This window comes from Haematospirillum sp. 15-248 (genome assembly GCF_012102665.1).
GTDB lineage: Bacteria > Pseudomonadota > Alphaproteobacteria > Rhodospirillales > Rhodospirillaceae > Haematospirillum.
On sequence record NZ_JAAVTF010000001.1, the window covers coordinates 509,386 to 533,665 of the forward strand.

25 protein-coding genes and 1 other RNA gene are annotated in these 24,280 nt (G+C 55.3%); 2 read left to right on the top strand and 24 right to left on the bottom strand.

The window, feature by feature from the left end:
• The first annotated feature begins 26 nt into the window (after nt 1–26).
• Nucleotides 27–806, top strand: coding sequence for a hypothetical protein (locus tag HEQ72_RS02375; RefSeq protein ID WP_168018694.1), 780 nt, complete (start codon nt 27–29; stop codon nt 804–806).
• An 18-nt stretch (nt 807–824) separates the two neighbouring features.
• Here HEQ72_RS02375 and HEQ72_RS02380 read toward each other — a convergent pair whose 3' ends face one another.
• Entirely contained in the window at nt 825–1,298 is a 474-nt protein-coding gene (locus tag HEQ72_RS02380; RefSeq protein WP_168019204.1) for a RidA family protein, read from the bottom strand.
• Between the two features lie 195 nt (nt 1,299–1,493).
• Here HEQ72_RS02380 and serA point away from each other — a divergent pair, with 195 nt between their 5' ends.
• Complete coding sequence (serA, locus tag HEQ72_RS02385; protein ID WP_168022436.1) at nt 1,494–2,729, top strand: phosphoglycerate dehydrogenase; 1,236 nt, start codon at nt 1,494–1,496, stop codon at nt 2,727–2,729.
• Nucleotides 2,730–2,780: 51 nt separating this feature from the next.
• Here the strand turns inward: serA and HEQ72_RS02390 are convergent, their stop codons facing one another.
• The 23 genes from HEQ72_RS02390 to HEQ72_RS02500 form a co-directional block, all read right to left on the bottom strand.
• Nucleotides 2,781–3,959, bottom strand: coding sequence for a M10 family metallopeptidase C-terminal domain-containing protein (locus HEQ72_RS02390; protein ID WP_168022437.1), 1,179 nt, complete (start codon nt 3,957–3,959; stop codon nt 2,781–2,783).
• A 189-nt stretch (nt 3,960–4,148) separates the two neighbouring features.
• Entirely contained in the window at nt 4,149–5,939 is a 1,791-nt protein-coding gene (locus tag HEQ72_RS02395) for a M10 family metallopeptidase C-terminal domain-containing protein (protein WP_168022438.1), read from the bottom strand.
• A 209-nt stretch (nt 5,940–6,148) separates the two neighbouring features.
• A complete protein-coding gene (thiD, locus tag HEQ72_RS02400) occupies nt 6,149–6,970 on the bottom strand; it encodes a bifunctional hydroxymethylpyrimidine kinase/phosphomethylpyrimidine kinase (RefSeq protein WP_168019203.1) in 822 nt (273 codons plus the stop codon).
• Nucleotides 6,970–8,358 (bottom strand): phosphoglucosamine mutase, encoded by a 1,389-nt coding sequence (glmM, locus tag HEQ72_RS02405; protein WP_168018686.1) that lies wholly within the window; start codon nt 8,356–8,358, stop codon nt 6,970–6,972. Before glmM ends, thiD begins: the two co-directional genes overlap by 1 nt.
• A gap of 17 nt (nt 8,359–8,375) precedes the next feature.
• Complete coding sequence (gene folP / locus HEQ72_RS02410; RefSeq protein WP_245184051.1) at nt 8,376–9,503, bottom strand: dihydropteroate synthase; 1,128 nt, start codon at nt 9,501–9,503, stop codon at nt 8,376–8,378.
• Nucleotides 9,500–11,449, bottom strand: coding sequence for an ATP-dependent zinc metalloprotease FtsH (gene ftsH, locus HEQ72_RS02415; RefSeq protein WP_168022439.1), 1,950 nt, complete (start codon nt 11,447–11,449; stop codon nt 9,500–9,502). Before ftsH ends, folP begins: the two co-directional genes overlap by 4 nt.
• A gap of 77 nt (nt 11,450–11,526) precedes the next feature.
• The gene (tilS, locus tag HEQ72_RS02420) at nt 11,527–12,849 is read right to left on the bottom strand and encodes a tRNA lysidine(34) synthetase TilS (protein WP_168022440.1); all 1,323 of its coding nucleotides are present in this window, start codon (nt 12,847–12,849) and stop codon (nt 11,527–11,529) included.
• Between the two features lie 15 nt (nt 12,850–12,864).
• Nucleotides 12,865–13,653: a tol-pal system protein YbgF gene (ybgF, locus tag HEQ72_RS02425; RefSeq protein WP_168022441.1), complete on the bottom strand. Its 789-nt coding sequence runs from the start codon at nt 13,651–13,653 to the stop codon at nt 12,865–12,867.
• Between the two features lie 235 nt (nt 13,654–13,888).
• Nucleotides 13,889–14,353, bottom strand: a complete 465-nt coding sequence (gene pal, locus HEQ72_RS02430; RefSeq protein WP_168018682.1) for a peptidoglycan-associated lipoprotein Pal — start codon at nt 14,351–14,353, stop codon at nt 13,889–13,891.
• 165 nt (nt 14,354–14,518) lie between these two features.
• Nucleotides 14,519–15,856 (bottom strand): Tol-Pal system beta propeller repeat protein TolB, encoded by a 1,338-nt coding sequence (tolB, locus tag HEQ72_RS02435; protein WP_168018680.1) that lies wholly within the window; start codon nt 15,854–15,856, stop codon nt 14,519–14,521.
• Nucleotides 15,857–15,899: 43 nt separating this feature from the next.
• On the bottom strand, nt 15,900–16,781 hold the full coding sequence (locus tag HEQ72_RS02440; RefSeq protein ID WP_168018678.1) for a TonB C-terminal domain-containing protein: 882 nt from the start codon (nt 16,779–16,781) through the stop codon (nt 15,900–15,902).
• A 21-nt stretch (nt 16,782–16,802) separates the two neighbouring features.
• Entirely contained in the window at nt 16,803–17,261 is a 459-nt protein-coding gene (locus HEQ72_RS02445; protein ID WP_168018676.1) for an ExbD/TolR family protein, read from the bottom strand.
• Between the two features lie 18 nt (nt 17,262–17,279).
• Nucleotides 17,280–17,999 carry a protein TolQ gene (gene tolQ / locus HEQ72_RS02450; protein ID WP_168018674.1) on the bottom strand — a complete coding sequence of 240 codons (720 nt, stop codon included), beginning with the start codon at nt 17,997–17,999 and terminating at the stop codon, nt 17,280–17,282.
• Nucleotides 18,000–18,024: 25 nt separating this feature from the next.
• Nucleotides 18,025–18,483 (bottom strand): tol-pal system-associated acyl-CoA thioesterase, encoded by a 459-nt coding sequence (ybgC, locus tag HEQ72_RS02455; protein WP_168018672.1) that lies wholly within the window; start codon nt 18,481–18,483, stop codon nt 18,025–18,027.
• Nucleotides 18,480–19,544, bottom strand: coding sequence for a Holliday junction branch migration DNA helicase RuvB (gene ruvB / locus HEQ72_RS02460; RefSeq protein ID WP_168018670.1), 1,065 nt, complete (start codon nt 19,542–19,544; stop codon nt 18,480–18,482). The genes ybgC and ruvB overlap by 4 nt, the downstream gene beginning before the upstream one ends.
• Nucleotides 19,541–20,188: a Holliday junction branch migration protein RuvA gene (gene ruvA / locus HEQ72_RS02465; RefSeq protein WP_168018668.1), complete on the bottom strand. Its 648-nt coding sequence runs from the start codon at nt 20,186–20,188 to the stop codon at nt 19,541–19,543. The genes ruvB and ruvA overlap by 4 nt, the downstream gene beginning before the upstream one ends.
• Nucleotides 20,188–20,694, bottom strand: coding sequence for a crossover junction endodeoxyribonuclease RuvC (ruvC, locus tag HEQ72_RS02470; protein ID WP_168022512.1), 507 nt, complete (start codon nt 20,692–20,694; stop codon nt 20,188–20,190). The genes ruvA and ruvC overlap by 1 nt, the downstream gene beginning before the upstream one ends.
• 33 nt (nt 20,695–20,727) lie before the next feature.
• On the bottom strand, nt 20,728–21,465 hold the full coding sequence (locus HEQ72_RS02475; RefSeq protein ID WP_168018666.1) for a YebC/PmpR family DNA-binding transcriptional regulator: 738 nt from the start codon (nt 21,463–21,465) through the stop codon (nt 20,728–20,730).
• A 160-nt stretch (nt 21,466–21,625) separates the two neighbouring features.
• Entirely contained in the window at nt 21,626–22,456 is an 831-nt protein-coding gene (locus HEQ72_RS02480; protein ID WP_168018664.1) for a YmdB family metallophosphoesterase, read from the bottom strand.
• 28 nt (nt 22,457–22,484) lie between these two features.
• Nucleotides 22,485–23,141, bottom strand: a complete 657-nt coding sequence (locus tag HEQ72_RS02485; protein WP_168022442.1) for a 5-formyltetrahydrofolate cyclo-ligase — start codon at nt 23,139–23,141, stop codon at nt 22,485–22,487.
• Between the two features lie 51 nt (nt 23,142–23,192).
• Nucleotides 23,193–23,354, bottom strand: a non-coding RNA gene (ssrS, locus tag HEQ72_RS02490) — 6S RNA.
• A gap of 11 nt (nt 23,355–23,365) precedes the next feature.
• A complete protein-coding gene (zapA, locus tag HEQ72_RS02495; protein WP_168018660.1) occupies nt 23,366–23,956 on the bottom strand; it encodes a cell division protein ZapA in 591 nt (196 codons plus the stop codon).
• Nucleotides 23,957–23,960: 4 nt separating this feature from the next.
• Entirely contained in the window at nt 23,961–24,191 is a 231-nt protein-coding gene (locus HEQ72_RS02500; protein ID WP_168018658.1) for a hypothetical protein, read from the bottom strand.
• Nucleotides 24,192–24,280 lie beyond the last annotated feature (89 nt).

Below are 24,280 nucleotides of genomic sequence, written 5' to 3' on the forward strand. Positions count from 1 at the left end.
GGCGATTCTCTTACGGGAACACTGTCATGCAGCTGGCCACCGCACAGGACCAAACCATTCTCCAGGAATCAGACATTGCTCCCGTGGTCCGATCCCCTCTTCTGCCGGAGCATTTGAGAACAGGTCATTGGTACTGCGATATCCATCACGGCATGTTCCTGATCCTGCTGACTCGTGGGGCCCATGCGGCCAACCATGAGAACGAGAAACTGACACACTACTTCGTTGATACCATCACCATCTATTGGCTTGTTCACTGCCTGATGGAAGAGGAAGACATGGCCGGCGCTCTGATGAAGGGTATAGCCGATCCATCCGTTGTGCGTCAGCACTGCCGTGCCCATACGGCCCTGACGCAATGGTGGGATAACCGGGTCTTTTCACCGCTGAAAATCTCCGCCGCAAGCTGTAAAAGCATAGCCAGGACAATGACGGAGTTTCTGGAGCAGGTTGTCCATCACATCAACGAAATGGACCAGAGCACTTATGGAAAAACATCCCCATCGACTGAAGAAAGTCTAATACAGGCGATGGAAGCTCTCTCGCGCACCCATCTGCCACTGTCACCACAAATGGCTGGATGCCAGCAGGTCGCCGAATGCCTGGCACCACGCATGTCAACCTTTGTACGGCCCGACTCACTCAGCCCCTTGGCGATGGAGCAGGTCAAGTCGTTCTTTCTCGCACCACGCCGGGAACCTCTCCTTGACGAGGAACACGGGGGATTCCGGGATCTGTTTTTTGCTCACTATGGAGCCGGACGACGGAACAATAGCAACACCGAAATGCCCGTCGCCCGATTTTAGAGCAATCCCTAAGTGATATCAGGGGGCGATTTCAAAGACCCCGTCAACTTCCACAGCAGCACCCAGCGGCAGGGATGGACACCCAACGGCAGCGCGGGCATGACGTCCTGCATCACCAAATACCTGGACCATCAAATCAGAAGCCCCGTTGATCACCTTGGGATGGTCGGTAAAGTCAGGTGTGCACGCAACAAAACCACCCAGGCGAACCACACGCTGAACCCGGTCAAGATTACCACCACACGCTGCCTTCAACTGCGTCAGCAGATTAAGCGCACACTGACGTGCTGCAGCGGCACCATCGTCCACGCTGACCTCGCGCCCCAGAAGACCGGTTGTCATCAGGCTTCCATCACGCATGGGAAGCTGCCCGGAAATCACGACCTGCGTCCCAAGAACAACCCACGGCACATAATTGGCAACGGGGGCCACAGCAGGGGGCAGAACAAGCCCTAGCTTCTCCAGACACGCATCAATACGACCATTTTGCATCACACATGCTCCTGAATTCTTACAACAGAACAAACATCACCTAGGGAAGATTATTACGGATAAATTCCCGCTCTACACACAATACGGGGATGCCCAAAGACGTGTGTGTGTGATAAACCCTGGCCACATATTCGGCAATCCAAAAGGGAACTGGCGCCACGCCTGTCGTCCCTATCCAGATTCAAGGGGATATCTGTGAGCAAGCTCTCTCTTCCGAAAGACAAAATAAAAATTGTGCTTCTGGAGAATATCCACAGCAGCGCCGTCACCTACCTTACCGCTCAAGGCTATACAACGGTGGAATGTCATGGGGGCGCCCTGGATGGAGCTGAGCTTCAACAAGCCATTGCCGATGCTCACATGGTCGGAATTCGCTCACGTACAAAACTGACATCTGATGTTCTGGCTGCAGCCAACAAACTTATTGCCGTCGGGTGCTTCTGCATCGGAACCAATCAGGTCAATCTGGATGCAGCGCGGACCATGGGGATACCGGTCTTCAACGCACCCTACTCCAATACACGCTCCGTTGCCGAGCTGGTTCTGGGGGAAATCATCATGCTGGCACGGCGTATCCCGGAAAAGAACTGGAACACCCACGGCGGAAGCTGGCTGAAAAGCACAGACGGGGCCTGTGAAGTCAGGGGAAAGACCTTGGGCATCATCGGTTATGGCCATATCGGCACCCAGCTGTCTATCCTGGCTGAGAATATTGGGCTGCGGGTCCTGTTCTATGACATCGTTGAAAAGCTGGCGCTTGGCAATGCCTGCTCGTGCGCCAGCCTGGATGAGATGCTGGCTGCATCCGATTTCGTCAGCCTGCATGTTCCATCAACCCCCGAAACCAGAAACATGATTGGCGCGGAGCAACTGGCCGTGATGAAGCCCGGTGCAGCACTGATCAATGCGGCCCGGGGGCAGGTTGTAGACATTGATGCTTTAGCCAACGCCCTGAGAAAAAAACATCTTTCCGGTGCAGCCATTGACGTGTTTCCACAGGAACCTGCTGATTCAAAGGAAGAATTCATCAGTCCTCTTCGCGGTCTGCACAACGTTATCCTGACCCCTCACATCGGAGGCTCCACCCTGGAAGCACAGGTCAATATCGGCACCGAGGTTGCAGAGAAGCTGGTCAAGTACTCTGATAACGGTTCAACTTTAGGCGCTGTCAACTTCCCCGAAGTACAGCTCCCCATGCATCAGGGTGGATCACGCTTTATGCATATACACAAGAATGTCCCGGGGGTTTTGGCCCGAATCAACGAAGTTCTCTCGGCACACACAGTCAATATTACAGGCCAATATTTACAAACATCATCCAATATTGGCTATGTTGTTGTTGACGTCGACACCCGGGAAGGAGACATGGACGCCATCCGCGCGGCGCTGGAAACAATTCCCGGCACAATACGAACACGCTTCCTGCTGTGACATAAAGAAAGGAGGCAGGGGCAATACCCCTGCCTCCGGTTCAAGGAATAACTAGGGCAACAGGTAGAGTGGATCGGACAATACAAGATTAGGCGCACCTTCGGGTGCCCCTTCGCAAAGGTTTATCATCATATCCGCCAAGGCATCACCATCAACATCAACATGAATTTTGATGTTGCGCCCTGCAATCATACCCCCCAACTGATTGACCTCTCCACACTCCTCGTACCAAACCCCATTGGGATGAGGAAGCGTTCCGCCAAAACGCAACGGTTGGAATCCATCGGCAAAACGGTCTCCATCAATGGCCGAAAGATCAACGCGATCTCCCTCTGCGCTGTTGAAGTCAACAATGTAGTCGGGCGTATCTACCAGCGAATCCTCAAAGGAAATATAGACAAATGTATCGGCACCTTTATCGCCAATCAGAAGATCCCTGCCACCATTCCCCTGCAGGGTGTCATTCCCGTCCCCACCGGCAAGCCAGTTGAGAGAGCTGTTTCCGATCAAACGATCGTCGCCTGATCCCCCCACGACAATCTCTATATTCTTGATCGTATCTTCGGGAACACCCCCGACAAAGGCCACACTTTCCATCCCCTTCTCGGCCAAGGTCAGATGTACCGGCTGCATCTTGTCAAGGAAGTCAACCGTATCCATACCGGCACCGCCGTCAATGTAGTCGCGTCCGCCAGCACCATGGAAGGTGTTACCCTCGTCGTCCCCGATCAGACGATCATCACCGGAACCACCAATGATCTGCTCGATATTCCGTATCGTATCCTCCGGCTCTCCCCCAACGTAAACTGTGACTTCGTGCTTCCCATTGAGGGTAACGTGAACCGGCAAATCCTTGTCCAGATAATCTGCGCAATCCGTACTGTCACCACCATCAATGTAGTCTTTCCCCGGCCCTCCCCGGAATACATTCAGGCCATCATCACCAATCAGCCTGTCATCACCCGAACCCCCGATGACATTTTCAATATTGATGAGAACATCTTCGGCTACACCGCCGACAAAAACATTGGCAGGCAAGGATCGTTTCAAGGTAACAACAACAGAATCAAGCTTGTCAGAATAATCCGCCGTATCCTGACAACCAGAGCCATCCAGGATATCGCGACCACCTCTTCCACGAAAAATGTTACCTTCATCGTTTCCTATGAAAAGATCATTTTGATTTGTCCCGACGATCGACAGCTTTGGGTCCATGTCGTATGGTTTCATGATCAAGACCTCCCACTTTATTCATTTCATATTTCATATCAATAGTATCATAAAATTATCAATGTATTCGATATATAGTATTATATCGCCCCCATGCATTAACATGAGGGCGACTTTCTTATAATTATCATTGCGCTGCAGAACCGTGTACCCTCTCTTCCAAGCAACACACCATACTGCCAGAAAACATCAGGAAAAGAGCTCCACATCAGAGCTGATATGCCCCCCGGAAGGACTCACTTCAACAACACTTAATGGAGCAGAACCGGTTATAAAATCTTCCACCGGATCCGGCTCTGTAACGAGATCTTGGGCACTGACAGGCACCGTAGACTCCTCAATAGGGTTCACGCTACCAGACCCATAGGGTTTGTACGCAGGCGGAGTAAGAGCAGCGGTGGCATCAGAAGACCCCGGGAGCAAAACCTTGGGCGTTTCTTCAGAGAATAACCCCAAGAGCGTAACCGTAAAATCAGGGACGGTATCACCATTGGTATCTGCAAGAACAAGAGCCGGGTTCCCCGGACTACCCGGCACACACCACACAGCATGTGCTTTCGGACCATCTGAAGAGAAATGGAGAAGAGACGCGACTGGTGTCAGACCGAAATCCAAGACGTCGCCTTCAGCGATACTGAAGTCAAGGATTGTATCCCCACCATCAAGCGAAGCATTATAAACGAAACGATCAGAACCTGATCCTCCGGTCAGGATATCCTGACCCTCTCCACCAAAAAGGACATCATCACCAGCCCCACCAACGATGACATTGTTAAGGGAATCCCCTTTTATGACATCATTCCCGGCCCCTGACTTTATTCCTTCAATATTACGAACAATGTCATCCGAGAAGCCATCAACAAAAACTGTGCTGTCCTGTGATCCGGATAGCTCTACATACAGAGACTTCTTGCTCTCCGAAAGATCAAGAAAATCAAACCCGGCGAGACCATCGACAAGATCCCGCCCCGGCGTTGCCACAAGCATATCATCACCATCCGTGCCAAGGACTTCATGCCTTAACACCACATTGATTTTTCCTTGCCGGGCTGACATTTCCCACACTCCGATCGTAATATCCGGTTCCAGGTCACCATTGACATCTGCAACAACTTTTCCTGCTCCCCACCCCACATCCATATCACCCTGATACCAGATAGAATGAACACGCGGGACATCACCCGAGAACGCAAGAGGCTGGAAGCCCTCACGCATCACGTTCCCATCAAAGTCTGAAAGATCAATCCGATCTCCAGACAAGCTGTTCAGATCTGCGATAAAGTCCTGATACTGCGGACTGGAATCAGAGACGTGGCGATAAACAAAGATATCGGCCCCGGCTCCCCCCATCAGCAAATCACCTTGGCCGGCACCTTCAATAAGATCGTCGCCACCATTTCCGATCAAGACATTGACACCGTCATCACCACGCAACTCATCAGCCAAGGACGTACCGACAACACCCTCGATGTTGCGCAAAACATCCTGACAGATGCCGTCAACATAGACGTATGCATCGTTTTTCCCGGCAAGCGAAACGCGTATACCCGCAGAGGATCTGGAGTAATCGACTACATCGACCCCACCATGCCCATCAATCACTTCTGCTGCAGGCGCATCTATAAAAAGGTTAGCCTCGCCGTTACCAGTACGGTCAGCGGCCAAAGACTCTTCTTGATCAGGGAGCTGCACATCTACCTCTGTTGTGGGGATAGCAGAGGGAAGCTGAACCAGTTCGGACGATTCCTGCTCTGAATAATCAACAAGATCTGTTCCATCCAAGCCATCAATCAATTCTGGTCCAGGTTCGGCACGGATCGTGTCATCTCCGGAGCTCCCAATACGATGCGTCAGGGCTTCAGAAGGAAGCACACGCGTACTATCACCGGCAAGAAGGCGCTTTGTTGGAAAGAAACACTCAGAAACACGGAAGACAGCGCTGTTCCCCAGGAAACTGTCTTGTTCCACCCTGCGAGTCATTGACCCCCCCTACACAAGTTGCTGGAAGCAAAAGCGCGCGAAGGGTAGCTTGCCTGCCCCTAATATTCAAGCACAGGTAGTTTATGTTAAAAAATACAATCAATAGGGGCGTTGTCAAGCATACAAGCCCACTGTAGAACAACAATATTCCCCAGATGGATCACACCCTGAGCTCCTGGAGGCAGGCATCGCTCAGAAAAACATCGGCCTTAATGTGCTGCCCGATGAACCTGAAGAGTATGATTATGATTGAGAGGTCCGTGCCCGTGCCCAAATCCGGGTGCCGTTTCAATGGCAACACGCACATAATCACGGGCACGCGTCACAGAAGCCAAAGGCGAAAGCCCTTGAGCAAGACCCGTAGCAACAGCAGAAGCCAGCGTACACCCTGTCCCGTGCGTGTGACGGGTCAACATTCTCTCACCTTGGAAACGATCCACGCCATCGGCATGAATCAGCAAGTCAACCAACAGATCACCATCCAGATGCCCACCCTTCAACAGAACAGCCGAAGAACCAAGCGCACGCAGGGCATCTATCGCATGAACCATGGAAGACTCATCGAGGATATCCTGACCAACCAAGGCCCCCGCCTCGGGAAGATTGGGCGTGATCAAGAATGATTTCGGGATGAGTATCTCTTTCATGGCCTGAACCGCATCGGGTTCAAGCAGGGCATGTCCCCCTTTTGCGTACATGACCGGGTCAAGAACAACCGGCACATCCGCTGCAAAGTCGTCAAGCGCCTGCGAGACAGCACGAATGATGCCTGTTGTTGCCAACATCCCGATCTTGATACAGTCAGCCCCAATATCTTCCATGACGACTGCAATCTGGTCGCGTACAAAAGACTCTGGGACAGGGTGTATACCAAACACACCCTTTGTATTCTGGGCCGTCAATGCTGTAATCGCCGTTGCGGCAAAACCACCCAGACATGTCACTGTCTTGATATCAGCCTGAATACCGGCACCACCGCCAGAATCAGAGCCGGCAATAATCAACACACGCCCACGGGATAAAGAGACCATCATAACACGCCTCCATCCGCACTGGACTCAATAGCCCGGCATAAATCCAGCGCGACATCTTCGACCAAGCCGGCATCCTCTGCCTCCACCATAACGCGGATCAAAGGCTCTGTACCGGATTTCCGTAAAAGAACGCGCCCGGTCACGCCCAGCCGCTTTTCCCAGTGACCAACACAGCCTTTTACCGTATCGGAAGCCAAAGCATGATCTGCCTGGCTACGGCCAGCGACACGCACATTCCGCAACACTTGGGGATATGGGTGAAAAACACGCAGCAGCTCACTCGCACTACGACCAGACTGCACAAGCTCTGCCAAAACCTGCAGAGCCGCAACAAGCCCATCACCCGTTGTTGCATGATCGCCCAGAATGATGTGACCAGACTGCTCGCCGCCAAGCGCAAGACCGCTGGCACGCATCTGTTCCATCACATAGCGATCCCCGACTGCAGTCCGAAGCAACTGGATGCGCTCTGACCGCAGAAATGCCTCCAGCCCCAGGTTGGACATCACGGTCGCAACAACGGTGTCGCCCGGCAACTCATCCCTGTTTCGGAGAGCGCGGGCAATCAGGCCCAGAATCTGGTCGCCATCAACCAAATGTCCGTGCTCATCACACAACACCAAGCGATCGGCATCGCCATCAAGAGCAATACCAATATCAGCCCCATGGCTGATAACGGCAGCCTGCATGGCATCTGGATGCTGAGAGCCGCATCGATCATTGATATTGACCCCGTTCGGATCAACGCCAAGGGGAATCACCTCTGCCCCCAGTTCCCACAGAACAGAGGGCGCTGTGCGATAGGCAGCCCCATTGGCACAGTCCACAACAACCTTCAACCCGTCAAGACGAAGCCCCCGGGGGAATGTCTGCTTGACGGATTCAATATACCGGCCACCGGCATCATCCAGACGCCTGGCCCGACCCAGGCCTGTTGGCGAGGACAAGGTTACGGCTTGATGCTCCGGTGCATCCAGCTCCTGCATCAGGGTTTCGATCGAAGCCTCGACCTCATCGGACAGTTTGTAACCATCGGGCCCGAACAGCTTGATCCCATTATCCTGGTAAGGATTATGGGACGCAGAAATCATTACGCCCAGATCAGCGCGCAGCGACCGGGTCAGCATGGCAACTGCCGGCGTTGGCATTGGTCCCACCAACAGAACATCCATCCCCACCGAGATAAAACCGGCAGTCAGGGCAGGTTCGAGCATATAGCCTGACAGCCGGGTATCCTTGCCAATAACAACAGCATGTCGATGAGGACCACGGGTAAAAATACGCCCGGCAGCCATTCCGACCCGCAACGCAGTTTCGGCCGTCATGGGTTCTACATTGGCTGTCCCACGTATACCGTCTGTACCGAAGTACTTTCTTGTTCCCATAAACTGCCTCGGTCTCTCTATTGTGCGGCAGAGCGCACAGCTTGCCATACATTACGCGCTTGCACTGTTGCAGCCACATCATGCGCACGCACAATATTGATGCCCTGCTCCCACCCAAGGGTCGCAAGAGCCAATGAACCGGGAAGCCGCTGAAGAGGATCAGCAACACCCGCAACCTGACCAATAAAACTCTTGCGTGACACACCCAGGGCCACAGGACAGCCCAGCCCGCGATACAGACCAAGATGCCCCAGAATATCTGCATTATGTGATGCCAGCTTGCCAAAGCCTATACCGGGATCAACACAAATATTCTGTTGGTCAATACCAGCCCTGCGACAAGCATGAATACGTTCTTCCAACGCATCAAAAACATCCAGAGCAGAACACATATAGGAAGGTGCCTGCTGCATTGTCCCCGGTTCACCCTGCATATGCATCAAGATGACAGGTTTTCCCAAACGAGCAGTCATATCCAGACTACCCGGACCACTCAGGGCCGAAACATCATTGATAATGGAGGCCCCGGCCGCAACGGCAGCTTCCATGACCGGCGCATGCCTGGTATCAACAGAAACAACCGCACCGGAGTTGGCCAAAGCCCGAATGACAGGAACAACGCGTCGGATTTCCTCGTCATGACACACCGGTGCAGCGCCAGGCCGCGTTGACTCTCCCCCAACATCAAGAATACCGGCGCCTGCTTCCAGCATAGCGATACCACGCGCAACGGCCGTATCGACATCCAGGTAGTCTCCGCCATCGGAGAAGCTGTCTGGTGTTACATTAATGATCCCCATAACGACAGGACCGTCCGGCAACATTGTTTCCAGAAAAGAGGAGGGCCCTTTTCCTTCACACAAACGCATACGCCGCGTCGTATGGGCCAAAATCTCATCGCCCCCCTGACAGGCCCACTGAACCAAGGCTTCGCGTGAAACAACGGCGCGACCGGCAACACCCGTCTCATCACGCCAGATAACCATCCAGGTGGGGCTGTCATGCACACCGCCCGGAGTCACACCCAACGGAACAACGTACAGGGGGAAAGAGCCTGAAATGGCGGAAGGAGCCAAACAAAAGGCCCGCGGCAACGCGGGACTTTTGTTTGCAAACAACAAGCTGCCCATAACCAGAACTTTCAACTTTCCGGCTGAGGTTCCGGCCCGGGCCGGTTTGACAAGCCTGTATCAGGTTTCCCGCTGGAAGGTACAGAGGACTTCCGCACAGGACCAGACGCAGCGCCAGACCCCGTGGCAGATGGCAACGAGTCACCATCGTCACGGACGATAGGCTGTCCATCCAGAAGGCCACGAAGTTCGGCACCGGTCAGGGTCTCATACTCAAGCAAAGCCTGAGCAATACGCTCCAACTGGTCACGGTTCTCGGTGAGAATCTTCAGCGCACGCTTGTAGCCACGATCAACCAGTGTACGGACCTCCATGTCCACTTCACGCGCTGTCTGTTCAGAAATGTTCTTCTGGGTCGTTACCGTATGCCCCAGAAACACCTCCCCCTCTGGCGCGGCATAGGCCAATGGCCCCAGACTCTCCGACATCCCCCACTCCGTCACCATTCTCCGGGCACGGTCCGTGGCCATCTTGATATCCTGCGCGGCTCCGGTCGTAACTTTCTCGGGGCCAAAAATCAGCTCCTCTGCTATACGACCGGCCATGGCAATCGCCAGGAAGGACTCAAGATATTCGCGGCTGACGGAGTAGCGATCCCGCTCCGGCAGGCTTTGTACCAACCCCAAGGCCCGCCCACGGGGGATGATCGTGGCCTTGTGGATGGGGTCGTAGGCCGGACAGTGCAAGGTCACAAGGGCATGCCCCCCCTCGTGGTAAGCAGTCATCCGCTTCTCATCCTCGGTCATGACCATGGAGCGACGCTCCGCACCCATCAGAACCTTGTCTTTTGCCTCTTCAAAATCAGAGTGGGTCAGAACTTTCTTTCCCTTGCGGGCAGCAAGCAGGGCGGCCTCATTCACCAGATTGGACAAGTCAGCACCGGAAAAGCCCGGTGTCCCGCGCGCAATAACCTTGATGTCGACATCCGGTCCCAGCGGACTTTTGCGGGTATGCACACGCAAAATCTTCTCGCGTCCCAGAACATCCGGGTTCGGCACCACCACCTGACGGTCAAAGCGGCCCGGACGCAAAAGAGCAGGATCCAGAACATCGGGCCGGTTGGTCGCTGCAATCAGGATAACCCCCTCATTGGCTTCGAAACCGTCCATCTCCACAAGCAGCTGGTTCAGGGTTTGCTCACGTTCGTCATTACCGCCACCAAGACCGGCACCACGATGACGACCCACAGCATCAATTTCATCGATGAAAATAATACAGGGCGCGTTCTTCTTGCCTTGCTCGAACATGTCACGGACACGACTGGCACCGACGCCAACAAACATTTCAACGAAATCAGACCCTGAAATCGTGAAAAAGGGAACGTTTGCTTCACCGGCAATCGCACGCGCAAGAAGCGTTTTCCCCGTCCCCGGAGGCCCAACCAGCAGAACACCCTTGGGAATCTTGCCACCGAGACGCTGGAACTTCTGGGGATCGCGCAGAAACTCGACCACTTCCTCCAGTTCCTGCTTGGCTTCGTCGATGCCGGCAACATCATCAAAGGTCACACGTCCGGCCTTCTCGGTCAAAAGACGCGCCTTGGACTTTCCAAAACCCATGGCCCCGCGTGATCCGCCCTGCATCTGTCGCATGAAGAAAATCCACACGCCAATCAACAGCAACATCGGGAACCACGAAATCAGGACCCCCCAAATCGTGGGAACATCATCTTCCCGTGGCAACGCTGCAATACGGACGTTATGGTCGCGCAACTGCTGCACCACATTGGACCCGTCTGGCATAAAGGTGGAGAAAGCTTGACCGTTCTGCAAGGAGCCGGAAATACGACCACCCTGGATGGTCACGGCAACCACTTCGTTCCGGTCAACCCTCTCAAGGAAGTCAGAGAATGCAATGGCACTTCCTGCATTACGAGGCGAAGACGTCTGGAACAGGTTGAACAGCGCCACCAGAAGGACGGCTATTATCACCCACAGAAGCAAGTTCTTGCTGAAATTCAAAGCACTGCCCTTCCATCAAACCCGCTGCCGGTGCCAACCGGCTCCACTCTGCAGCGTACAGTCACTTAATATCCAATCTACATAGGCCCGGATGGACCCCCCGCAAGGCGGAAACTGCATGATCCCAGCGGATGACAGGGAGAAAAGCGGGCAAACACAGAAAAAGCCCGATCCACCCCGGTTTTTACTGAGAAATAGCCTACTTGCGGCACAGATACCAGTACCCCGTTAAGCCAAAAAGCGGGAAGTGTCGCCAACGCGATCAGGGGAACCCCCTGCAAAGGCATTATACACCCCTCCAATGCTTTGAGAAAGGCGGTCCCTTCATGCCCCAAAGGCGCAAGGGACAGATGCTCCGGGACATCTCCCTCATGTCCAATCAGAAAGCGACCGTCCCATCGTTGGACACTTGGCCACAAAGCCACAGGAATCCGATCCGGCAAACCCCGCGTTTCCCGTGCAACAAGCAAGCCGGACTCTTGGGGGACAAGAACGCATCCCCCCAACGTTGCCCTCGCAGGGAGCTTGTCCATCAGTCGTGACAAACGCTCCTGACGTGGCGGGTATTCCAGGCCGCCAACACACATCAGAACACGACGCAAGGCATGCATCGCTTCATCTGGCGAGACATCCCGCAGCACCTGATAATCACAGATCGCAAAACCAGACGCGTCAATCCGGACGGCAGAAGCCAACACTTCATCAACACGCCGCTCAAAACAAAAACGCTCGGCAGCACGCGTTCCCGGGTGGCCCTGCTCATCACCCGCCAAAAGACGCTGACGAATCTTGATACGCTCGTAGCGCAGGTTCTTGTTGGAAGGATCCTCAATCCAAGGCTGGCCGCTGTGTATCAGAAAGGCCCTGAGGGCATCAGGATCAACATCAAGCAAGGGACGCAGCAGGCATATATTCTCACGGGTCACAAGGAGTGCCATTCCCGCCAGACCAAGAGGACCACTGCCGGCATTACGACGCAGAACCCGGGTCTCATCCTGGTCACGCCGATGGTGACCGAGCAACAAGTGAACAATTCCCTGTTCCCGGCACCACTGGTCCAGAAGCGTGTAACGGCATCGCCGCGCCCACTCCTGCCCTGCCCCCGGTGGAGGCGCGCTACCAGGAACGAGGATATGGTGCCTGATATCATAGGCCCTCATCCAGCCAGCAACCTGACACGCCTCCGTTGCTGATTCAGGACGCAGACGGTGATCAACCGTCAAAGCATAAAGACAACCGCCACGATCGACAGTCCATCGCCGGGCCAACAAGGCAAGAGCAAGGCTGTCTGCACCGCCGGAAACAGCAACAGCGACAACCGGCGGGCACCCGAAAGGCCCAAGACCTTCCATTGCCTCACTAAAGACCGCATAGAGCACATCTGGATCAAAGGCAGACATACACAACCGACTGGGTCAGAATGAACATTTCAGACGTTCTTTCTCGCTCCCCAAACGACGCTTTATCGCATCCGGTGCAGCAGGATACTCGGACTTGAGCTTGCCCAAAGCAGCACAGGCCTCCTTGTTCTGACCCAGCTTGCCCATGGTTAACCCAAGCTTCAGCAAGTTATCGGGTGCCTTCGTGCTCTTGGGATATTTCTTGTACCCATCCAGGAAAGAGACAGCCGCCTGCTTGTAATTGCCGCGCACATAGAACGTTTCACCAAGCCAATACTGGGCATTCCCCGCCAGATCATGACCAGGATTTTCTTTGATGAAATCCTGGAAAGCCACCTGCGCTGCCGGGTAATCGTTTGTGCGCAATAAATTGAAGGCACGCGTATATTTCTGACCGGGATCCATAGGCTCGGAAGGAACAAAGGCCCGACCACCAGACGCAGGCTCAGAAGAAAAACCGGGTGCAGGGGATGCCCCACTCCGTCCTTTTTCCAGTTCCTGGAAACGAAACTCCGCATCTTTGACATAGGCATCAAAGCGCTCGGACAGTTGCTGGTTCTCGTGTTGGACTTCTTCCAGGCGGCCTGTCAATTCCTGGTTCAGACGCTCCAGTTCACCAACCTTGACCAGAAGCTCGGAAACAAGGCCGGCGCTATCGGCCTGGGCCATACGAACACCCGAGGAGGAAAAGCCATCACGGGCCACAGCCGGAGCAGACACTAGAAGACACGCTATCACGCCACAGCCGGCACATGAAAAACGCAACAGCACAGGCAAAGAGAAAAGAGCAGCCCCGTCAGTCATACAACATTCCCGAATTTCTGTAGACCAGAACACCGTGTCCAAGACACACGATAACATCCTACACGTCTACAGAAAGCCAACAAAAAAACAGCAACCTATATGGCCTGGAAAAATAAAAAGCACCCGCAGCCACCAGCTGCATAAGCAGCCAATAGCTGACGGGTACTTTTTAACACACGTGTTGCCGTATCGACACCGCACGCCGCACAAGCGCAGCGGAGTCTAATGCAGCTGATCAGTGCAGAACAGAAACACCGCGACGATTTTTGGTGTAGCAGGCTTCAGTTGCATCACCGCATTCCGGACGCTCCTTGCCATAGGAGGTCACTTTCAGACGGCTGGCACTCACACCTTGGGCAATCAGGAACTTCTTGACGGAGTTCGCACGACGCTCACCCAGACCAAGGTTGTACTCACGCGTACCGCGCTCGTCAGCATGCCCTTCAATCATCAGGGTCGTGCTGGAGTAGCGCTTCAGCCAAGCGGCTTGGTTACGCAGGGTAGCCTGTGCTTCCGGAGTCAGGGTGTACTTGTCAAAACCAAAGTGGACACGATCGCCCACAACGGTCATGAACTCTTCAACCGACCCGGGAGCAGGAGCGGCTTTGCCCATGGAACCGCTGGCCGACTCATCAGAGGCGGTACCGCATGCGGACAAAAGGGCTACGGCGGCGAGAACGGGCAACAGGCGGAACTTCATTGTTTTTCCCCTCAGCTCACGTAATGGGGTTAAGGAAGCTCCGGGACGCAAGACCACAAGGATATTGCGCACAGAGCAGGCAGGCCCGAAAACGGACCCCAAGACGGCCTTATACTGGTTTTTCTCAACTCCGTACAGTCCGTTTGATGCAATGCCATGTCACGATTACGGCAAAAGTGGTGACCACGCCGGATCTGACGCAGCCTGGGGTGTGATAACGCGCCGCTCGTTGTAACCTGTGAGATCAATCGAATAAAGCTGGGGATTTCCGCTCTTCTCGCTTCTGTAATACATCAGGACACGACCATTTGGCGCCCATGTCGGGCTTTCCATCAGGAAACCCGATGACAGCATGCGTTCACCACTTCCATCCGGCTTCATGACGCCAATGTAGAATTCACCGCCCTTCATCTTTGTAAAAGCAACCAGATCTCCCCGCGGGGACCAAACCGGAGTGGCATAACGTCCCTCGCCGAAGCTGATGCGGCGAACACTGCTTCCATCGGAGTCCATTACGTAAAGCTGCTGGGTGCCGCCACGATCCGAGTTGAAAACTATACGGTAACCATCAGGCGAATAAGAAGGCGACGTATCAATCGCAGACGCATTCGTCAGTTGAATACGGCGCCGGGTTCGTAAATCCATCTCGAAGATGTCGGTGTTACCATCTTTCGCCATAGACAGGACAACCTTGTTTCCATCAGGTGAAAAACGCGGTGCAAATGTCATGCCTGGAAAATCACCCAGAAGCTCCTGCCGGCCAGAGTCGATGTTGTACAAATAGACCCTGGGGCTGTCGCCATAGAAACTCATATAGGTAATTTCCTGCGCAGTCGGCGAAAAGCGCGGAGTCAGTACCATCGACGAGCCATCAGTCAGATACTGGTGATTGGCACCATCCTGATCCATGATCGCCAAGCGTTTAACCCTGCGTGTTACCGGCCCGCTTTCTGCAACATAGACAATACGGGTATCAAAATAACCGTCTTCACCGGTCAAACGCTTGTAGATCTCGTCAGAAATCATATGCGCAACACGGCGCCAGTTATCCGGGGCCGCTGTAAACGATTTACCCAGAACCTGCTGCCCCGTGAAAATATCCCAGAGACGGAAGGCAATCCGTACCGTGCCAGGCCCGTGTGACTCTACGGCACCTTGCACCAGAACCTGTGCATTGATCGTGCGCCAGTCGGCAAAGTGCGGTGGCTCATCCAGACCTGAAAACTGCTGAATGAATGCTGACCGGTCCAATGGCAGGAAAAGTCCCGAACGCTCCAGGTCGGCTGAAACCACCGACGCGACATCTGCGCCAACCGAACGGTTTGAGTCCGAGGCCACAAAATCAGGAACAGCCACAGGCGTTGGCTCAACCCGGCCACGGGTAATATCAATGCGCACCTCTGCCCATGACGGAGTACCGATGCCAAGGCCAACCGCGATCACAAAGACAAGAATACCGAACTTCAAAGCACCTGCAGTGACAGAACGACCACACTTTATCATCGCTTCCTGGTTCCTTCCGGAAAAATCATACCCTCTGCTCCGGTTACATCCGGGACTGAGGACTGAAGACAAGTTCCATGGACTTGAACGTCTCATACTTTTGCAAAGGATAGCGGATTGGCTGCGACCGGTACACAGCCCGACGCGCTGATTCCGCAACAGCCCGATACGATGAGTCACTGCCATAACGCTGTGTATCAAGAACATCGACACTGGTTACCATCCCTTCCGGGGTAATGCGAACCTTAAGCGGGATCACCATACTTTCCACCCCCTTGGCACCGGTATCAACAGCCCAGTTCCGTTCAATCTGCGCCCTTATGGCATCCAGCTCCGTCATGGTAGCCCGATCGGCAAGAGGGGCATTCAGAACTCTCGGCTGATTGGAAGGTTGCTGTGGGGTTGACTTCTTTTCCGGTGTGGCAGGCTCTGACTTCTCGCGAAATTTTTCGACATTCTTCATCAGATCCTTGAACGGGTCATCATCCTTGGGCTTGGCCTTCTGCGTGTCCTGCTTCTTCGGTTCAGGTTTCTTTGGCTCTGGCTTCTTGGGTTCCGGTTTTTTGGGCTCTGCTTTTTCAGGATCAGGTTTCGGAGGCTCAACCGGCTTTGGCTCTGCTTTCTTCGGCTCTGGCTCCGGTGCCTGTTTTGGCTGAGGGACAGCAGCATCGGCACGCACCTGCGGCTTGGGCTGATCATCTTGCTTTGGTTCCGGCTTCGGTTCCTCCTTTGGCTCCTCAACCTTCTTGACAGGGGGAGGTGCCGCCGTACGCTCAGCAATCTCGACAAGATCAACAATCATGGCCGTCTCAATTGGCTCCGGCTCATCGAACAGGGAAGGAAAACCAAACACAGCCAGCAACAGCACTACAACATGCAGCGTGACAGAAACAACCAACCCGTTGCACATACCGCGACGTTTCATGTGCACACTGCGCCATCCAAACTAACGTTTAGCCGCGGAAGCCGCGGGCGTCTGCGTAACCAGGGCAGCCTTGGAAAAACCGGCAGCATGCAGGCTGCCCAGAATGTGCATCACAACACCATACTGAAGTTGGCCATCGGCGCGGACATAGATCCGTACATCCGGATTGACACCGGCAATGGCCCGAACCCGGGCCGGCAATAGATCCAGGGAAATCGGTGTCTGGTTCAGATACACCTGACCATCTGCTGCAACAGAAACGGTCAGAGCCTTGTTATCCGGCTCGGAAATCTGAGGAGCCTTGGCCCGGGGCAGATCAACGCTGACACCGGTTGTCAACAACGGCGCCGTCACCATAAAGATAACAAGGAGGACCAGCATCACATCAATCATTGGCGTCATGTTGATTTCAGCAACAGGACGGCGGCGACGACGAAACCCGCCTCCACGAGCACCTGAAGATTGCACCGTCATGCCCATAAGATCGTACTCCTGCTATCAGCCGCGCTCGTCAAGCTGACGGGATAGAATGGCCCCGAATTCACCGGAAAAGTTGTCCAGCCGCTGGGCAAAACGATCGAGATCCGACGAAATCTTGTTATAGGCAACCAAGGCTGGAATAGCCGCCACCAGACCGATCGCTGTGGCAAAAAGAGCCTCCGCGATACCAGGTGCGACAGTTGCCAGGCTGGTGTCCTTGCTGACACCGATGGAATGGAACGAGTGCATGATACCCCACACCGTTCCAAACAAGCCAACAAAGGGCGCCACCGACCCGGTCGAAGCCAGGAAACCAATCCGTTTCTCCAGCCCTTCCATCTCACGGGCAACGGTTATGTGCATCACACGCTCTACCCTTTGGGCAAAGTGAGCACGAATGCCTGTATCCCCGGTTCCCGGGCGTCCCGATGAGCGACGCCACTCCCTCATCGCGGCAACGAAAACAGCCGACATGGGATCGGCAGGACGGTTGCTGAGACGCTCGTACAGCTCTTCCAGCGATCCACCTGACCAAAACTTCTCCTCGAACTTGTCTACCTTGGTATTGAGATAACGCAGCTTCAGGGCTTTGTCGAAAATGATGGCCCAGCTCCAGATCGAAGCCAGGACAAGCCCCAGCATGACCGTCTTGACGACAAGGTCAGCTTGCCAGAACAGGCCAAGAGGAGAGAGATCGGCAGCGGCCACAGCGGCTTGAGGCAGGACAGTGGGGTCCATGATCGTTCCGAACCAAGTAAAGTGTCTAAGGAAAGACAGACACAGACGAATCCATGCTGCCAACAAAGGCTCTATGCACACGTGCAGGCAAACGAACCGGGCGACCCGATCCGTTCAAACACGCAAGGCGCACAGAAAGGGTGACGAGAAGCGCATCATCCGTCAATCCGGACGGATCGGATACACGGTGGATAGCCTGCTCCATGTCAACGCGGGCGCCTGATATACAGCGTATCCGGGTCTCTACATGCAGCAGGTCATCCAACCGGGCCGGACGCATGAACTCAACCGAGCACGACCGAACAACAAACGTAATATCCTGCTGCTGCCGCAATCTTTCCTGTTCGATACCCAGCGTACGGATCATCTCCGTGCGGGCGCGCTCGGCAAATTTCAAATAATTTGCGTAATAGACAACACCGCCAGCATCCGTGTCTTCATAATAGACCCGCACCGGCAGAACGTGGGGACCAAGCCCGCTCATCCCTCACCACCTCCGGGGAATGAGCTGGCCAGAAGATCCAGCTGCTGATAGTCCCGCACAGGGGCAGGCAGTCCCAAGTGGGCATACCCGGCTTCCGAGAGGATACGACCCCGCGAAGTACGCTGGATCAAGCCTTGCTGCAACAGGAATGGCTCGATCACTTCCTCCAGGGTATCTCGCTCTTCAGACATCGCCGCAGCAAGGGTTTCCACCCCGACAGGACCACCTCCATAATTACGGGCGACACAGGTCAGATAGCGCAGATCCATGGCATCAAGGCCCTTCTTGTCAACCTCCAGGCGGGCCAAGGCGGCATCGGCGACAAAGGCATCAACAGGCGTGCGCCCTGATACCATGGCAAAATCCCGGACGCGACGCAGCAGGCGCCCGGCCACACGCGGGGTGCCACGTGACCGGCATGCGACTTCCATCGCACCATCCTCTGTCAGATCCAGCCCCAGAATGCCGGCACCACGGCGCACAATTGCCACCAGTTCCTCCGGTTCATAGAAATTCAGGCGCACGGGTATCCCGAAACGATCCCTGAGAGGCGTTGTAAGAAGACCGGAACGGGTCGTGGCCCCGACAAGGGTAAACGGCTGAAGATCAATCCGCACACTACGCGCCGAAGGCCCCTCGCCAATAATCAGGTCAAGCTGAAAATCCTCCATAGCAGAATACAGAACTTCTTCTATGGCCGGATTGAGGCGATGAATTTCATCAATAAAAAGAACATCGTTCTTTTCAAGGTTGGTCAGCAAGGCCGCAAGATCACCGGCACGGGCAATCATCGGACCGGACGTGGCCCGGAAACCAACGCCCAGTTCGCGGGATACAATCTGGGCCAAGGTTGTCTTGCCCAGCCCCGGCGGGCCATGCAGCAACACATGATCCAGGGCATCACCACGTGCGCGGGCTGCTTTGACAAAGACCGAGAGATTTTCGCACGCCAAGCGCTGACCGATAAACTCACCCAAGGTCTGGGGACGGATGTGAAGTTCTCCATCCCCCTCCTGCAAAGCACCGGAAATCAGGCGCGGATCCTCCGCATTGCCTTTCATGCCTGAAGCCCCCGGCCCAGATAACGCAGCGAGGCCGACAACAGCCCCTGTACAGTCGCATTCTCACCCAGGTCACGGGCACTGACAGAAACGGCAGCAAACGCATCAGCACGGCCATAACCCAGATTGACCAAGGCTGATACCGCATCACCAGACACGTCACAAGCACCTGCAACAGGAGCCACAGACACAGGACCAATCCGGGACACACTCTCTGCGCCAACCCCGCCAGCATGAGCAGGAAAGGCCACAACTTTGTCCTTCAACTCTGCAACAATACGGCCGGCCAGCTTGGGACCCACCCCCGTGGCGCGGGTTAGCATACCCCGATCCGCCGCCGCAATTGCACGTGCGATATCATCAGGTGATCCAACGGACAGGATCGCCAGGGCAACCTTGGCCCCAACTCCTTGAACTGTCAGAAGAAGGCGAAAGAAAGCGCGCTCCGCTTCGGCTGAAAAGCCGTACAAGTGGATATGATCTTCCCGGACATGGGTTTCCACGATCAGGGCAACGGCTTCCCCTACTGAAACGCGTGACAAGGTACGGGTGGAAGCAAAGACAAGATAGCCAACCCCACCCACATCAATGACAACCCAGTCATCACCGGTGCTGTCAACCACACCCCGCAGCTTTGCAATCATCAGCGTTTCCCTCCTGCCAGCGCCGCCAATGCCATCGACGAGGACCGGAAGTGAGCATGACACACAGCAACAGCCAGTGCATCAGCCGCATCTGCTGTACTGATGCTACAGCCAGGCAACAGCGTCCGCACCATCATCTGCACCTGTTCCTTTCCTGCAGCACCCGTTCCCACAACAGCCTTCTTGATCTGGGATGGCTGGTATTCCGCCACAGGAACACCCCGACGCGCCGGAACCAGAAGGGATACCCCGCGCGCTTGCCCCAGTTTCAGGGTTGAATGAGGATTCCGGTTAACAAAGGTCTCTTCGACAGCAGACTCATCCGGGGTCCACTGATCGACAACGTCCGACAGCCCTTCGAACAGGCAGGCAAGGCGCTCGGCAAGTGACCGGGAGGCATCGGTATGAACGGTGCCATCAGCAAGCACACGCATACGGTTCCCGGCAACTTCGATCACACCCCAACCGGTGTGACGCAGCCCGGGATCAAGGCCCAATATCCGGATTGTCATCGCACCACCCCCGGGCACCACATGGTATCAATCAAGACACGCCATGACCGCATCGGGAATCTCTTCGTTGGAGAAAACCCGCTGCACATCATCATTATCTTCCAGAATATCCAGAAACTTCAGCAAGCTGCGTGCACCGTCTTCATCCAACGAGACCGTATTCAGGGCTTTCCAGTCCAGTCGGGCGGCTTCCGGCTCTCCCAGAACCGGCTCAAGGGCAGCGCGAACCGCTCCCAAACTATCAGGGGCACAAAAGATCTCATGCTCCTCTTCAGACGAAACCACATCGTCGGCACCCGCCTCAACGGCAGCTTCCAACACATCATCCGGCGACCCCACCGACAATGAATAGACAATATAGCCAACACGCTCAAAGTTGAACTGTACCGGGGTCAACGTCCCGCCATGCTTGGAAAAAACAGCCCGCACATCAGAAGCGGTACGGTTCCGGTTATCTGTCAATGCCTCAACGATAACAGCAACATTGCCCGGCCCCATGCCTTCATAGCGTACCTCTTCATAATCCTCCCCGTCCGCACCGGACTGGGCCTTTTTCAGAGCACGTTCTATGTTGTCCTTGGGCAGGGAGTTCTTGCGGGCATCCATAATCGCAGCGCGAAGGCGCGGGTTGCCTTCCGGCTCCGGCCCGCCGGTTCTGGCGGCCACATAAATTTCCTTGGCCAGCTTGGTAAACAGCTTGGCGCGCTTGGCGTCCTGTGCACCCTTGCGATGCATGATGTTCTTGAATTTGGAATGACCGGCCATGGTATCTTGATATCCTGGAACTGAAACAGAAACTCGGGATTTGTACGGCGACCCCGCCAAAACCCCGGCTCTACCCGGACAGCTGTCATGCTGCCTGTTGGCACGAACGGCGCACTATGGCAGGACTACCCCCTGAAAGACAAGGGCCAGAACACCGTTTTCAGAGTGTTTCCCTGTCAAAAACAGGCATGGCTGACTGCAACCGCCCACCGATCCGGATTGGATGCACAAACACAGCCAAGCCTGTACGATCATCTGTCTGAATGACAACGCCACACACAGTTGCGTCCCCTGTCGCGGGGGAAAGCTTGTCGGCCGGCATCTTGCGCACAAAGCGAGATACGGACACGTCTTTTTTCATACCGATGACAGAGTCATAATCCCCGCACATGCCCAGATCCGTGATGTAGGCTGTACCACCCGGGAGAATCTGGGCATCGGCGGTCGGAATATGGGAGTGCGTCCCCGCGACCAAGGAAGAACGTCCGTCACAGAAATGCCCAAGAGCCATCTTTTCACTGGTTGCTTCGGCGTGAATGTCCACAATCACGGCATCAACACCGCCCCCCAGACGGAACCGCTCCAGCTCTGCATTAACAGCCGCAAAAGGATCATCCAGCGGATCCATAAAGAGGCGCCCCATGCACTGGACAACCAGAACCCTTCGCCCCGACGCCGTTGTATAAAGCATGGCCCCACGCCCCGGGGTCCCGACAGGATAATTGATCGGGCGCAGGATCCGGGGTTCCCGGTCAATATAGGCGATCATCTCCCGCTGGTCCCAGGCATGGTTGCCCAAGGTCAGGGCATCAACACCGCTGGCAAAAAAGTCCTGGGCAATACTCGCTGTCAGACCAAAGCCATGAGCGGCATTCTCAGCACACACGGCGACAAAATCCAGCCCGAGACTCCTGCGCAAATCCGGAATGACCTGGCAAGCCTTTTCGCGCCCGGCCCGTCCGACAACATCCCCCAGATACATCAAACGCATACGCTAGAACCTCTCTCGTTTCTTCTGCTTATAATTGTCTGGTTGTCCCGGACGTGGTGAGCCGGCAAAAGCCTGCCTCTGTTACCCAACCATCCAGGGGAATGTCGTGTGACTCAGTTGGCAGAACATCAACCCTTTGACACTCCCACGCCACAGCAAAAGCAGGCGCCCGGGAACCGGGGGCATGCAGCGCAGGCAGCGTCCGGTCATAGAACCCCCCACCATACCCAAGACGCGCACCGGATCCCGTAAACCCGACAGCCGGGACCAGAACCAGGTCCGGAACAACAGACGGGCAGGATGACGGGGGATGACGGGTTCCCCAGATGCCTTCTTCCAGAGGATCACCAGGTTGCCATCGCCGGAATACTAGAGGCTGGTCACGACCACACACAACCGGCAGCGCCAAGGCTCGACCCGCAGCAGCAACACCCGCAATGGGGTCCGGCTCGCCCCTCATAGGGACATAAGCCGCAACAATACGGCCGGCAGGGTACTCAAGGAGAAGGCGCGCAACAAAGCCCGTCAAGGCCGATCCAGCAGCCAAGGCTGCTCCGGACGCCACAAAATCATCACGCCGCTGCAACAGAGCGCGACGCAACAGGCTCTTGTCCTCGGAACAATGGCTCACGCACCCATAATCCACGCTGGAGGCCAGAAAGGCACGATCAGAAACATCGTACATATAAAGACGGACCCGCACAGACGCACGGGCCCGAATAAAACGCAATCAAGAGGCGAAGCCACCTTGGGCCGTTGGCAAAGCGCAACCTCCACTAAGGCCGCGAGCACAAAGTGGGACCCATGATACTGCAGCCACAGCCACAACAGGGACAGGCCCCTTTCTAAGATTATAGCCCCCGGGAGTAGTGCAACCTGACGAACCGGGCAGCTTCGCACATCCTTAGTCTAGGAGACCAAAAGCGTTTGCGCAACTGTTTCCACACGTTTTGCCATGTGCTCGATCGCACTGACAAAATTCTCCTCGCTCAAACGCAGGGTAGACTGCTCATCGCGCCTTTGCTCAAGGTGCAGACGGGCTGATTCAAGGGCCTGACGCGCTTCCTCAAGCTGTGCCCGCAAGGCGTCTCTCTCTTGCTGCATCGCACAGAAACTGGCTTCCAATGCCTTATGCGCCGACAAAGCGGCGTCACGGTCCGCCTCCAGGCGATCACGGACATCCACAACCCGCCGGATTTCCTGATCCGCCTCCAGCGCGATATGCTCGGACATCTCCTGCGCCTTGTCACGGGCTTCAACAGCCTCCTCAAAACTTCGGACAAGAGCATCCCGCGCCTTGGTGGCTTCGCGGGCTTCATCAGCCAAGAGCAAGGATACAAGAACCATGACCAGCTCGTCAGAAACCGCACCGGCCTCATTGGCCAGCGCCCGGGCACGACGATCAATATCACGGCCAAGCAGTTCGACCTCTGCCTCCTGCCCGTCTTCGCACCCAACGGTGTAATGACGGCTGTTGATCGTCAGCGTAACCTTGGCCATGGGCCTATACCTCCAGTACAGCGCGTAAACGGCTGATAGCGGCGTCTATGCGCCCGGATGCCTGCTGGCTGGTCAGCTGTAACGCCTCATAATCGGCACGCACAGCCTCCAGATCAGCGCTCAGGCGCGCAACCTCGCTGCTGTCGCACGCTCCGGCAGCCTTCAGGCCGGCCTGCTCAAGGGCGGCCACCGCATCATCAAGACGGCCGAGGGCCTGTTCAATCCGGCTCGACATAGACATCCTCATTGGGTTTCAATACACTGCACAGCCGCTGTGCATACGGCGGCACAGAATAGGCACCACCCGGGCACCGGTCAACATTC

Excerpts from the sequence above, each read along its gene's own strand:
- HEQ72_RS02375 (WP_168018694.1), top strand. The coding sequence starts at position 27 with ATGCAGCTGGCCACCGCACAGGACCAAACCATTCTCCAGGAATCAGAC.
- HEQ72_RS02380 (WP_168019204.1), bottom strand. The coding sequence starts at position 1,298 with ATGCAAAATGGTCGTATTGATGCGTGTCTGGAGAAGCTAGGGCTTGTT.
- HEQ72_RS02390 (WP_168022437.1), bottom strand. The coding sequence starts at position 3,959 with ATGAAACCATACGACATGGACCCAAAGCTGTCGATCGTCGGGACAAAT.
- HEQ72_RS02395 (WP_168022438.1), bottom strand. The coding sequence starts at position 5,939 with ATGACTCGCAGGGTGGAACAAGACAGTTTCCTGGGGAACAGCGCTGTC.
- thiD (WP_168019203.1), bottom strand. The coding sequence starts at position 6,970 with ATGGTCTCTTTATCCCGTGGGCGTGTGTTGATTATTGCCGGCTCTGAT.
- glmM (WP_168018686.1), bottom strand. The coding sequence starts at position 8,358 with ATGGGAACAAGAAAGTACTTCGGTACAGACGGTATACGTGGGACAGCC.
- tilS (WP_168022440.1), bottom strand. The coding sequence starts at position 12,849 with ATGTCTGCCTTTGATCCAGATGTGCTCTATGCGGTCTTTAGTGAGGCA.
- ybgF (WP_168022441.1), bottom strand. The coding sequence starts at position 13,653 with ATGACTGACGGGGCTGCTCTTTTCTCTTTGCCTGTGCTGTTGCGTTTT.
- pal (WP_168018682.1), bottom strand. The coding sequence starts at position 14,353 with ATGAAGTTCCGCCTGTTGCCCGTTCTCGCCGCCGTAGCCCTTTTGTCC.
- tolB (WP_168018680.1), bottom strand. The coding sequence starts at position 15,856 with ATGATAAAGTGTGGTCGTTCTGTCACTGCAGGTGCTTTGAAGTTCGGT.
- HEQ72_RS02440 (WP_168018678.1), bottom strand. The coding sequence starts at position 16,781 with ATGAAACGTCGCGGTATGTGCAACGGGTTGGTTGTTTCTGTCACGCTG.
- HEQ72_RS02445 (WP_168018676.1), bottom strand. The coding sequence starts at position 17,261 with ATGGGCATGACGGTGCAATCTTCAGGTGCTCGTGGAGGCGGGTTTCGT.
- tolQ (WP_168018674.1), bottom strand. The coding sequence starts at position 17,999 with ATGGACCCCACTGTCCTGCCTCAAGCCGCTGTGGCCGCTGCCGATCTC.
- ybgC (WP_168018672.1), bottom strand. The coding sequence starts at position 18,483 with ATGAGCGGGCTTGGTCCCCACGTTCTGCCGGTGCGGGTCTATTATGAA.
- ruvB (WP_168018670.1), bottom strand. The coding sequence starts at position 19,544 with ATGAAAGGCAATGCGGAGGATCCGCGCCTGATTTCCGGTGCTTTGCAG.
- ruvA (WP_168018668.1), bottom strand. The coding sequence starts at position 20,188 with ATGATTGCAAAGCTGCGGGGTGTGGTTGACAGCACCGGTGATGACTGG.
- HEQ72_RS02475 (WP_168018666.1), bottom strand. The coding sequence starts at position 21,465 with ATGGCCGGTCATTCCAAATTCAAGAACATCATGCATCGCAAGGGTGCA.
- HEQ72_RS02480 (WP_168018664.1), bottom strand. The coding sequence starts at position 22,456 with ATGCGTTTGATGTATCTGGGGGATGTTGTCGGACGGGCCGGGCGCGAA.
- HEQ72_RS02485 (WP_168022442.1), bottom strand. The coding sequence starts at position 23,141 with ATGTACGATGTTTCTGATCGTGCCTTTCTGGCCTCCAGCGTGGATTAT.
- zapA (WP_168018660.1), bottom strand. The coding sequence starts at position 23,956 with ATGGCCAAGGTTACGCTGACGATCAACAGCCGTCATTACACCGTTGGG.
- HEQ72_RS02500 (WP_168018658.1), bottom strand. The coding sequence starts at position 24,191 with ATGTCGAGCCGGATTGAACAGGCCCTCGGCCGTCTTGATGATGCGGTG.